The organism is Nonomuraea sp. NEAU-A123, assembly GCF_018603905.1.
Taxonomy (GTDB): Bacteria; Actinomycetota; Actinomycetes; order Streptosporangiales; family Streptosporangiaceae; genus Nonomuraea.
This window is the reverse complement of sequence record NZ_JAHFZZ010000031.1, coordinates 80123-91842: the sequence shown is the minus strand read 5'-3', so window position 1 is coordinate 91842 and position 11720 is coordinate 80123. Positions and strand designations below refer to the sequence as shown.

General features: G+C 67.6%; 5 protein-coding genes. 1 reads left to right on the top strand and 4 read right to left on the bottom strand.

Features of this window, described 5'->3' with window-relative positions; translation table 11 throughout:
• Positions 1 to 215: 215 nt before the first annotated feature.
• Positions 216 to 863, top strand: a complete 648-nt coding sequence (locus KLK06_RS52360) for a hypothetical protein (RefSeq protein ID WP_214643365.1) — start codon at positions 216 to 218, stop codon at positions 861 to 863.
• Between the two features lie 563 nt (positions 864 to 1426).
• On the opposite strand, the gene KLK06_RS52355 is transcribed toward KLK06_RS52360, so the two are convergent.
• The 4 genes from KLK06_RS52355 to KLK06_RS52340 are packed head-to-tail and all read right to left on the bottom strand — an operon-like array spanning position 1427 to position 11718.
• Entirely contained in the window at positions 1427 to 3610 is a 2184-nt protein-coding gene (locus tag KLK06_RS52355; RefSeq protein WP_214643364.1) for a DEAD/DEAH box helicase, read from the bottom strand.
• Positions 3610 to 4938, bottom strand: coding sequence for a BREX system ATP-binding protein BrxD (gene brxD / locus KLK06_RS52350; RefSeq protein ID WP_214643363.1), 1329 nt, complete (start codon positions 4936 to 4938; stop codon positions 3610 to 3612). Before brxD ends, KLK06_RS52355 begins: the two co-directional genes overlap by 1 nt.
• Before the next feature lie 25 nt (positions 4939 to 4963).
• Entirely contained in the window at positions 4964 to 7798 is a 2835-nt protein-coding gene (pglZ, locus tag KLK06_RS52345) for a BREX-2 system phosphatase PglZ (protein ID WP_214643362.1), read from the bottom strand.
• A gap of 35 nt (positions 7799 to 7833) precedes the next feature.
• On the bottom strand, positions 7834 to 11718 hold the full coding sequence (locus tag KLK06_RS52340) for a hypothetical protein (RefSeq protein WP_214643361.1): 3885 nt from the start codon (positions 11716 to 11718) through the stop codon (positions 7834 to 7836).
• Between the last annotated feature and the right edge of the window lie 2 nt (positions 11719 to 11720).

The window sequence follows — 11720 nt, the reverse complement described above, 5'->3', positions numbered from 1 at the left end:
ACAGAAAGGCAAGTTGCATGAAATACGCGCAAAAGAACGAAAGTGGCGTTATTGGGATGTTGTCCGCCCCAAGCGCCGATATACTCCGTTCGACCCCCAAACCACCCAGACGGCGGACGTGGATCAGTCGCATGGTCCTCGCCGCAAGCGGATTGTCAGCGGCTCTCCTGACTACGTTGGTGGCACCTACGCTGGCCCAGGCCGACAGTCCCCGCGTGCGGGTGAGCAGCGGTCACGACGCCACGATCCGCAACGGGCCCGCCGCCATCGGTCAGGGCTACGTCATCGGAAACGCGCTAACCGCCCGACCAAACCGCCCAGGGGTCGCGTTCGACATGGTGGGCCCCGACGTCCGCGGATACCGCTATGGCATGATCCACGGAAACTTCCGTCTGTGCGCATGGCTCATCGTCGAAAACGTCAAGGCCGTTGGTCCTGTCTCCACACCCAACTGTCCAGGAGGAGCAGCAGGACGCGTTCTGCCGGTGCAAAAGTTCATGTATCGGCTGCCCAACGGGCAGCCGCTGCGCAACTGCGAACCGGGAACATGTAGCGATGGCTCCTCGGCGGCGGTCCAGCCCGCACAGTGTGCCCAGAAGTTCCCTGGCGGCGTCCCCGTCTTCGGCAACGTTTTGCCCTGGCGGACCGCTGCCGCCCCTCACGACCTCTACGCCACGATCAAGGCTGCCTCTTATGAGGTTCGGTGGCGCTATGTGACCCGGGACGGCAACTGGGTCATGGTCCGTGATACCCACGCCGACAACAGTGCGGCCCGCCGCAACGCCGGCTTCCGGTTCCAGGACTCGAACTGGTTCTTCGTGCCGCGCGCCTGCGTAGTGGATAGCGAAGGACGGCTTCGCTGACTCGAGCCGGTGAGAAGAGATAGCTAGCGCTGGTGACCGGCCAGAAGGGGTGGCGGTCACCAGCGGGACGTCGAGGTAGACGAGTTGCGGTGCTTGGCAGGGTCGCGACGGTCGACGCCGATCACGGTCACGCTACGCCGCCGAATGCGGCCGAGACGGCTACAACTGGCACCACGTCAACCAGTCCACCCACCCCCAAGGCATCGTGAAGGCCGCTCACGGATGGGTCCCCGCAACCTGCGTCCGCTAACGGCCTGCGCTGGTAACGGCAGCGTCGGGCCGTGGCCTGGTCACGGCGGCGCCAGTCTGACCAGCGCAGGATGTCAGTGATCAAGCGGTGCTGGGTCAACCGGCGTGCGGCCAGCAACTGGCGGATCGGTTCGGAAGGCTCTCGGCCTCGGCATTCAAAGCTCACCTGCCCACGTCAGCGCGCTTTCGGGCTCGGACTGTCGACGACAGTCCGACATCCGGCCGATTCCCCGCGACGACCGCCTGGAGGAGCAGCCATGGTGTCCCGGGTCCTGTTGCCTTTCGGCCACTGGCATTTGTATCGATTTACAGTCCTACACACTTGGGGAAAGTTGCAGGCGGACAGGCTCGGTCAGCGAGGTTCGGGCTCCGGCAAAGTCAGCCAACCGAGCTGCGACCGTAGCGATCGCCAGCCGTTCTGGTAGGACGGCGGAGAACTTTAACCCAGCAACGGCGCGGCGGTCGACTTCTGGCAGAGCCAGGATCTGGCCCTTGCGAGCTCTGTCCAGGGCTTCTCGCCAAGTAGCGGACGTCAGATCTTCGCGCAGTCGTACAGAGAAGTCCGTCGGCCGCTGGATCGGGTCGGCGATAGACGGCAATGTGGCGGTGAGCGTCGCGTTCGCGCGGTATCCGGCCCAAGTCCACCAGTGAACGCCGTCACCTGCGCGGGTGATCAGGGTTCCTCCGGGATGTACGGTGCCGGGCGCTTCCTCCTCTCGCCATTCGGCTAGCTTGGCCTGGGCACGGCGGGTCAACGACACCGGTGGATCCGACCCAAGTAGCACCTCACGCATTGCCCGTGTCAAGCAGTAGGACAGTCCGGCGATGCCGTAACTCGTCCACTTGGCGACGCCACCGCCTTCGGCCGGCTCGACGAAGGCCCGCCTGCGCGTCCAATCGATGAAGGTCACCCGCCAACTCCGGCCACCGAGCAGGAGCAGGCGTGGTCCTGCTCTCTCCTCGGTCAGCACCGAGGGGTCGGTCTGCCCGATCTCCTGGCGGCCGGCCAGTACGGTGAACTGCGGTGGTGCCGTGAAGGAGGCGGTCAGCTCGATGAAGTGGCGTCGTCCGAAGCGTTCGTCGGCCTCGGGGCCGATGAACAGCAGCCCGCCCTCCTCATTGAGAAACCCCTTGTCAAGCATGTGCCGCAGGATGGGAGCCGCCGAGCGGTCAAAGGGGGCCAGGCCGTTCCACTCCTCGGGCCACAGCTGGTCGCCGATCCGGTGCTGCTGGAGGGTGACGGCGAGCAGTTGCTGCGCCACCAGGTGGCGTGGTTCCGGCGGTGCGGTCACTGGTTCGACCCACCCCCGTCCCCACAGCAGGAGCAGACCCGCAGCTTGGAGCAGCGTCTCTCCTCTGGTTGCGAGGAAGAGGCAGTTGCGTACGGTGCCGGTTCGCCGTCCGGTGCGGCCGATGCGCTGCAGGAACGACGCGACAGTAGTGGGTGCGTCGACCTGGATCACCCGGTCAAGGTCGCCGACGTCAATACCGAGTTCAAGCGTGGAGGTGGAGACGATGACGCAGTCGCGGCCCTCCGCGAAGGCGAGCTCCGAGCGGGCACGCTCTTCGGTGGAAAGCGAGGCGTGGGAGAGAAACACATTCACCTCGCGGGCGCGCAGAGCAGCGCCGAGCTGCTCCACCTGCCGCCGCGACTCGCAGAACACCAGCCGTTTCTCGCCTTGGTGTAGCGAGGTAATCAGCTTCGCGGCATTGTCGAGCGAGCCGACATAGTCGAGTTCGACGTCGCCGGCTGGGCGAGAGCCTTCCGAACTGGAGCCCTCGGAGCCGGAAGCGTTTGAGCCGCGCACGGCCGCGACCGCGCGCGGGACTTCTGGTGCGACTACCTGACCGATCCGTTTTCCGGCGCCAGATCCCTGCAGCCATGTGAGCAGTTGCTCCGGGTTCCCCACCGTTGCCGATAGGCCGATCCGCTGGATGGCGCGGTTGGCCACGCGCTCCAGCCGCTCTAGCACGGCCAGCAGGTGCCAGCCGCGGTCGTCACCGGCGAAGGCGTGAACCTCGTCGACGACCACTGCGCGGACGCGGCCAAGTAGGTGCGCGTGGTCGGTCTTCACGCTGATCAGCATCGCCTCGAGCGACTCGGGGGTGGTGAGCAGGATGTCGGGCGGGTCGGTCCTGATCCGCTGCCGCTGCGACGCACGGACATCACCGTGCCAGAGCGCGGCCCGGCGTCCGAGCCACTGGGCGTAGGAGTCGATGCGAGGGAGGAGGTTGTTGAGCAGTGCCTTGAGCGGGCACAGGTAGAGCACCGATGCGCCGGTCCAGTGCTGTTGCGCCATCACAGACAACAGGGGGAAACAAGCGGCCTCGGTCTTGCCTCCTGCGGTCGGGGCGAGCAGGACCGCGTCCTCACCGTCCATCAGCGGTCTGATCGCCGCGCGCTGCAGCGGGCGCAGGTCGGGCCAGCCAAGGCTGTTCACGATGTGGTGCAGGACAACCGGGTCGAGTCTGTCCAGGACGTCGCTGCGGTCCGCCATCACAGGTCCAGGTCGATGCCGTCGGCCGAGGCTGCGAGGTTCCGTTCAGTGTCAGTGAGTTCGCTGCTCTGCACTGTCAGGGTGTAATGCCGACGGGGGTCGAAGTCCTCGAACTGGTCGATGCGGTCGAGCACGTCGCCGACGAGCTTCTTGAGGAACAGCCGGGGAGCCACGCCAACCTTGCCGCCCAGTGCCCCGCCGACCGCGCGCGCCAGATCAGCGATGTACGCATCAGCGGCGAGGTCCTTGATCCGGTCCGGGGCATCGGCTCCGGCGGCGTAGAGGTCGCGGACGGTAACCCCCAGATTCACCAGTGATTCCCAGCTGAAGCCGGGCAGCCGGATCTGCACGGCGCGCGGGTTGTCGAAGCGCGGGTCGGCGGTGAAATCGGTCGCCAACCGCTGGGCCAGCGGCGCGAGGCGCTGCGCTCCCTGCTGCCCGTCGTAGAACGCAGGGGTCCCAGTGATCACCAGATACAGTCCGGGGAAGCGGCCCGAGTGCACTTCGTCGATGAGCTGCCGCAGTGCGTTGAGCGCCTTATCGCGTGCGTCGGCGCGTACCCGCTGCAGAGTCTCGACCTCGTCCAGCACGACGAGAAGCCCGGGGTGTCCGGAGTCGCGCAGCACGGTCAGCAGTCCCTGCAGGAAGCCGAGTGCGCCGAAGTGGTCGAGGTCCCCCCGCACGCCTGCGAACCGGTGCGCAGCGGCGGCGACGTGCGGCTGTCCGCCAAGCCAGGCCAGCACCGCGGCGGCGGTGGTTTCGTCTCCGGCGGCGAGCGCGGCGCGGTAGCCGCGAAGCGCGGTCGCGAAGGACGGCGCGTGCCGTGACACTTCGGTGAGCCGGGCGGCCAGTAGCTTCTCCACCTTGGTGGACAACTCGTCCTCGTCCGCCCCGGCCGCGAGGGCGTCTTCCTCCAGCGCGTAGAACCACGCGTCTACCACAGACCGCAGCGCGCTCGGCGGGAAACTGGCGGTGGCGAGTCGCTCGGTTAGCCGCCGGTAGACGGTCTCCAGCCGGTGCAGGGGCGTCTCGGTCTCCGAGATCTGGATCTCGGCGACGGCAAAGTTCCGACGTTTGGCCCGCTCTCCCAGCCATCGCGCGAAGAACGTCTTCCCCGATCCGTACTCTCCCCGCACGGCCTTGAACACCGAAGCGCCCGAGCCGACGGCGTCCAGTTCGGCGTCGAGCGCCGACTCGAATCGGTCGAGGCCGGTGGCAAGCAGGTCCAGCCCGCTCTCGGGGACAGCACCGCGCCGCAACGCGTCAATCACCGCCCGTCGGCGTACCGCGCTGACCTGGGGGGAACGGGATGGCGGAGCGGTGTTCACGCCTGCCAGTCTCCCATCGTGCTCGTCATACCAGCTCGAACTGGTCTCGCAGCAGTCCGGTGTTCAACCGCAATGTGCGCCCATCGGGCAAGGTCTCCAGAACCTGCACTCCGTCATAGTTGAGTAGCTGGCGCAGGACGGCGGCAAAACCGTCAGCACGGCCCGCTGGGTAGCTGACGCGCTGGGCCAGGGCGGTGACCGGGAGCGCACCGGTGTCGGCCAGTGCCCGCACCGCCATTTCGACCTTTTCCATGGGAGGCTTGCGCGCCAGCAGCGACACCTGCGCCTGGAAGATCTCCGACGCCAGCAGAGCTTTCACCAGGGCGTCACCGGGGGATGCCAAGCGAGGAGTGAGAAGGGCCTCATCGCCACCGAGCTCAAGCACCACATCGAAGAGCGCTTCACCCATCGCGGCCGGCGCTTTTGACATCTTCGAAGCGCGCCGCTTCGGCTCCGGTACCGCCGTGGGGACCAGAGCGGCGGGGCCGGGGGTATCCGGCTCCTCCGACCACCATGCCGGACGTTGGTCGCCGAGTTCACGCCAGCCCTTGGGTGGCTCCGCGCCGAAGGGCAGGAACGCCAGTACGGGGATGGTGATCTCGGCCAGCGAGGCTCCGCCGTGGTAGCCGGCCTTCTGTGCCGTGTAGCGGGAGTCCGCGTCCCACAGCGCCACGATCGAGGCACCCGGGTTCGGCCACACCACCCGCGGGCCGGACAACGCGACCTCGGCCTCACGTAGCGAGCCGCCGGATGTGCGGTGTCGGGCGGAGGCGATGTCGTCGCCGTCGATCTTTGCGCCGTTGCGGTCCACGACATGCCCGTGGTCGCTGGTGAGGATCACCGCCATGCCTTGGACCGCGGCCACACGCAGTAATTCCCGCAGCTTTCCGATCTGGTCGAGCCGCCACGCGCCGTCGCCGAGCTTCTGCTCTTTGGCGAGCCTGTCGTCGATGGTGTTCAGTACGACCGCCACATGTGTGTGTTCGTCGGCGAGAGCTTCGGTCAGCTCGGGCCCGAACGCGTCGCCGGCGCTCTCTCCCCGCAGGTCATCCTTATGGAAGATCGCGGCTCGGCCCCCGCTCCAGAACCGGTGGCCGGGGAACAACCGCTTCTCGTCAGCCTGTGCGCCCTTCATCAGTTTCCCAGCGAACAAGGATGTCCGGGAGACCGTGGTCAGCGTTGGGAGGGCGGCAGCCATAGCGCGCCGCTTCGGCGGTCGGTCCGCCAGGTCCGGCACCGGGTCATACTCGGCCCAGTGTCGGCGGAGTTCCTCGCCAAGTTCGGTGGCGATCGCCGCGCTCATCCCGTCCAGGAGGAGCAGCAGCGTGCGCCGCCCCGTCTTTGCGGTTACGACCGGTTTCACGACCCGAGTAAGGAAGGACTCCACGGTCAGCATTGAGCCGGATTCCGTACCCGCCGCCGTCCAGGTGGCGAGCGTACGCGCGAAGGCCTGGTCGATCTTGCGTCGTTGTTTGCGCACCCCGGCGCCTAGCGTGTCGTAGGCGGCTTTCAAGTGGGAGTTTGGGTCGCCCCCCGCCTCGATGTGCTCCAGAGCCTGGTCAATCCAGCCGGTTTCGGCGATGTGTCGTTCGATCGCCGCCGCGACCGTCTCAGCGTCGGTGGGTGGGTCAGTGGCGAGCCACCGTGCGAGCCGCTGTCCCATCCGGGTCCGCTCAATGCGCACCCGCACGTCCGGTTCGGCTGCCAGGAGATGAGCGTCCAGATCCTGTACGGCCTCCGTGAGCGTCTTCGCTTTCCCCGCAGCCAGTGCCTGCCCAGCATGCGAGAACCGGGCCTCGAGCCCAGCCACCAGCACCGGGCTGGCTTCCACGGCGGTCTCGGCGCCGAATTGCCGGGTCAGGGAGGCGGCCCGGTCCAGCACCGTGCCCGTAATCCGTCGTGCCTCGCGCGCCGTGTCCTCGTCGCCCCCGGTACGGCCTGCCTCCAGCAGGTTGATTACGAACTTTTCGCAGGATTCCGCGAAGGTGGCAACGAGCATGTCGAGGGCCTCGCCGGCCGCGGGCGGCTCCTCCCCGAACCACCGCTCGGCCCGCCCCCGAGCTCGGTACGTCTGGGTGTCGGCCTCGGCATGCAGCCACAGTGCCGCGCACACCAGCCCGAACGGCACCGCCTCCGCTCCGTGCTCGGCCTCCACCAGTGCGAGCAGCGCCCGCCCGGCGAGGCTCGCCTGGTCCTCTTCACCAAGGAACGCCGCCAGCCCGGTGCGCTCCGGACCGCGCAGCGTAAGCAGCCGCTCTGGCCCGCCGGGGGTGAGCGCCCACCGAAGCAGTATGTGGGTGTCGAGACCTTCGTGCGTCCGTCCCGTTCCGTCGGTGTCGTAGCGGCCGAGACGCAGGCGACGCGACGTGAGCGCCGACAGCGCGGTACGGCGGGACAGCATCCCTCCGGCGAGCAGCGGCCAACCCCCCGGGGGAGTGGCGTCGAGGAGGGCTTCGGCGGCCCAGCCGTCGGCCCTCAGGCGAGGGTCGATCTGTTCGGCGCCGAACGCGTCCCGGACGACGTTCCAGCCGTCGACGGTCTCGATGCGCTGCTTGTGCGTGCGGGCGAGGATCGCCGGGTCCAGTTCGCTCTGCTCCCGGTCGGTCAGCACCACCAGCACCGCCGGTCCTTCGGCGTGCGCCGCCAGGTGGCCGAGCGCCAGTTCGTGTACGGCCAGCGGCGAGGGGGCAGCCGCGATCCGGGCCCGCCGTTCCTCGCCCCAAGCCAGGTCCTCGGGCCCATCCCACTCAGGCGCTGAGCGCAGCAGCACGACCCGCCGCCGCTCGCCGCCGGTCAGGGAGTCTGTCAGCGACGACTGGGCGGACAGGAACTGGGCGACGGTTGCGGAGGTGAGCCGCATCGCGCCTGTGTACTCGTAGGTAGTCGCTGTGACCATCAGTCCACGACCCGCCAGTTGATCTCGATGTTGGCAGCAGGGTTCGTCTTCGCCAGTTCGGCCAGCTCAGACTGCAGGTCGCTGGCCGCCTTGGCCGCCGTCGTGCGCTTCGTTCCCTGACGGCTCCCCCCGCTGGAAGTGACACCGCCAGGGATGGGGATGGTTTTGGAGCCGGTGTTGCCCGGCACGCGGGGATGGCTCGAAGGCGTGTCCAGGTCCACATCCACCGCTCTGCGGCCCGGCGAAACGGGCGGAGGCTGGTTGCGCTTGACCAGCGCGGTGACCTCGCGGCGGGTGATGTCCAGAGCAGCGATGAGGTCGGCCGTCAGTTGGTCGGCCTGTGCCACCCCGCGCAGGGACTCCAGCAGCGCCTGCCCCTCAGCGCCCTGTCCCTCGGCCAGCTCCAGCGTGTCCCAAGCCGCCGCGGTCAGCGCCTGCGCGACGTCGTGCGCCCGCTTGACGGAGGTACCGTAACGGTCGGCGCTCATCTCTCCAAGATCGAACCGGGCCAGTGTCTCGATGGTCTTTTTCGCTCCGCTTGCCCCCGCTGCGCCCTGACCGACGGCTACCAGTTCCTTCAGCAGATCACGCGAGCGCCGGGCAAGCGTCAAACGCCCCTTCTCGTCGGTCTCGTCCAAAGCGAGGAATGCGGCATGCGTCTCCAGGCGGCGGACCAGCTCCGCCGCGGGTTCCTGGTGCGCTCGGGCGCTCTCGACGATCTGCCGGGCGAACTGGTTCACCATCCGCCCACGCCGCAGCGTCGGCGTCTTGTTCCCGAAGATGGCCTCGTATCGCCGCCGGGCCTCGATCCAGTCGTCCTCACTCGGCAGCGGCTGGCTGCGCAGCGCATCACCCGCCTTGACCTGCGATAGCTCCGGCGCTGGGTCCAGTGGGACTCCTCCGCGCACCCACACACGGTCGTCCATCTCCGCGAACGCAGCGACGACCAGGTTGGCGAGGAACGGCTCCAGCCCGCGCTTGTCCGGCTTGTCCGTCCAGTCCACAAGAGTGATCAGACTGAGGTCTCCGATGAAGCCCTCACGCTGCGCCATGCGGCGGAAGTGATCCGCCCAGCGGGTGGACAGCTCGAAGTACGCCTCCTTCTGGTGTCCCAGCTCCAACTGCTCGGCCATCCGCTTCATCAGCTTGCGGTCCTTCTCGGGTACCTCGGCCCGACGGTCGCGGGCCTCGGCAGCCGTACGTATGTGAGCGAAGACGGTCCTGGCGTCGGCCGGTTTCACCGCGACGCCAGTGCCGTCCCGATCCAGGTCCGGGTGCGCGGGGAACTGGTGGGCGAGCAGCTTGCCCGCGATGTCCCTGATGGCGTCCCGCATCGGTTTGGCGAAGGAGATGGTCAGGCCGCCGATGTCGGGCAGCGCCACGAGGTGGTCGTCGAAGTCCAGCTCGACGTCGGACGCCTTCTTATCCGCCAGGCCGTACGCCTGCTTGAAAGCGGTCTTCACCTGTCTGAGCAGGGCTGCGTGCTGGGTCTCCAAGAGGCCCTTGGCGCGGGCCCGGTTGTCGGCATTGAGATGGGCGGCGTACTGCGTGGCAAACCGGTGCTCGTTGTCGAGCGCCTTGTCGATGACTAGGAGCCTGCGGAAGTCCGCGAACCGCTGAGCGGACAGGTGAGTGGGCACCCAGGCGATTGTGCGGGCTGGCTCGCCCTGCCGCTCCCGCAAGGCACGCATACGGTTGACGTCGTCGACAGGACCGTACGCCCCTTCGTCGAAAGGCAGGTCGACGACGATACGCCACCGGCCATCGAGCTGTGGCTGCAGCTCGTGGTCGGGCAGGTCGTCCTCGTCAGCGATGTTGCCGAAGATCACCTCTGTCGAGCGGTTGGAGCCGCGCCAGACGAGGTTCAGGTCGTCGGCGCCGAGCCTGCCGTCTGATCGGTTTACGCCCAGTTCATCGGCGAGCAGTCGCTTGACGAGTGCCATCCGGTTGCCAGGGTTGTCGTTGACAGCGGCGTTCGCGATGATCGAGTCGACGTCGACGCCGGACAGTTCCAGCCGCACACCCGCGTTGGCCCCGGTGCCGGTCTCTTTGACCTCGGGGAAGCGGGCGGCCCACTCGGCCACCTTGCTCTTGATGATGCCGACCTCGCTGCCCGGGATCGGCGCGGTCACTGAACCGTGGTTGAGCGCGCCGAGGCGGCGGTTCGTCAGGTCGCTGAGAGCGGGCACGCTGGGCGCGAGCGCCGAAAGCAGCAGTGTGCAGATCAGACGGTTGTCCCCGACGAAAGACTTGCAGCGCTGGGCCAGACCGGGGTCGGTCACACTCTCGGGCCGATGCACGTACCGCTCGACGTCGTCCTCACTGACGTCGTATGAGGTCAGCAGGTACGGTCGGAGCTTCGTCTTGTACAGCCTGTCGGCGGCTTCGAAGACCACCTTCAGGCTGTCCACGAACGGCTTGTCACCACCGTCGGCGAGCACCGGGTACAGGTCGCCCACCGGAACCAGATCCCCGAGCCGAAGGTCGTCCCGGCGACGGGCGAGTAGTTGGCCCATCAGCTTCAGACCGGTGCGAGAGCGCTGCAGTGCGGAGGAGATGTGGACCAGGGTGTCTATGAAGGCGGGCGAGAAGGGATAGGTCAGCCGGAACGAATCCTCGTCCGCCCCCGTCGTCCCCTTGTCCGAGCCGAGAAGAGTGTCCCACACCTGCGGGCCGACCTTCTTGGTCCGCTCGAACGCCGCGTCGATCAGCACCTCCTGGCCCGGCCGGGGCTTCAGCAGGCGGGCGTGCGCGATCCGCGGGAGGTCCCGGTCCTCCAGCGTGATCTTGTCGAACCGTCCAGAGGCAAGATTCAGCGTGTCCTGGATCGACGCCTCCGCCGCGCCTGAAACCTCCTCGCCGACCAACTCGCGCAGGTCGCGCTGGCGGGCGATGAACGACACGATCGGGATGGCCCGCCTGGCGTCCCCGCCCTCCACAAAGTTCGTGATCTTGCTGGCCTCGCGGGCCACAAACCTTTGGTCGTGGATGAGCGTCGCCAGCCACAGGATCAGCTCGTCCATGAAGAGGATCAGGCCGTGGTAGCCCAGCGACCTGGCATGCTCCGCGATGACGGACAGGCCGGCGTCGAGAGAGATGAACCCGTGCTCGTCCTCGGCGGCGTTCTTGGCGAACCCGGGCAGCAGATGGGTGCTCGCGTCATGCACGAGCTTCGCTCGCAGTTCGGCCGGGGTGCTCGGGTGCACGAGGTCCAGCGGCGCACCACCGTCGTGCGCCTCCTCGGCGGAGAGTGCCGCGTCGAGCAGCGCGGGTGTCCAGGCGAACGACTCGCCCCACTCGTCGTACTCGTCCACCTCCCCGCCGCTGTAGCCCAGCCCGCCGATGACCGCCGCGTCGCCCATGCTCTCCCGCATGGCCCGGATGTCGATGAACAGCGCGTCCGTCCGGTATACCTGCGGGATTGTCGCGTCCGGGTGCAGCTTCTTGACGTGGCTGACATAGCCGCCCAGCACCCGCTGCTCCAGGGCCTTGGCACCGAGCATGTGGTACGGCACGAGCAGGAACTTCTTACTGTCGGTGTCCAGCCACTCGTGCTTGGCCAGCACCGGATCGAACTCGCCGCGTGCGCGGGCTGCCGGGTTCCCGCTGAGCAGCGCGTACAGCACGGCCATGAAGTGCGACTTACCGGAGCCGAACGAACCGTGTAGGTAGGAGGCCTTTGAGGTGCGCCCATCGAGAGCGGACTTGATCAGCCCGAGCGCCTCGTCGAAGTTCTCCAGCAGCCGCTCGGTGACGACGTAGTCCTTGAGGGCGTGCTCGGCCCCCTCGGTCGTCACCGCCTCGGCGAGGCTCAGCACGAAGTCCGAGGTGGAGATGGACTCCTTGATGTCGATGACATCCCTCAGGAAGGGCTGCTCTGCCATGG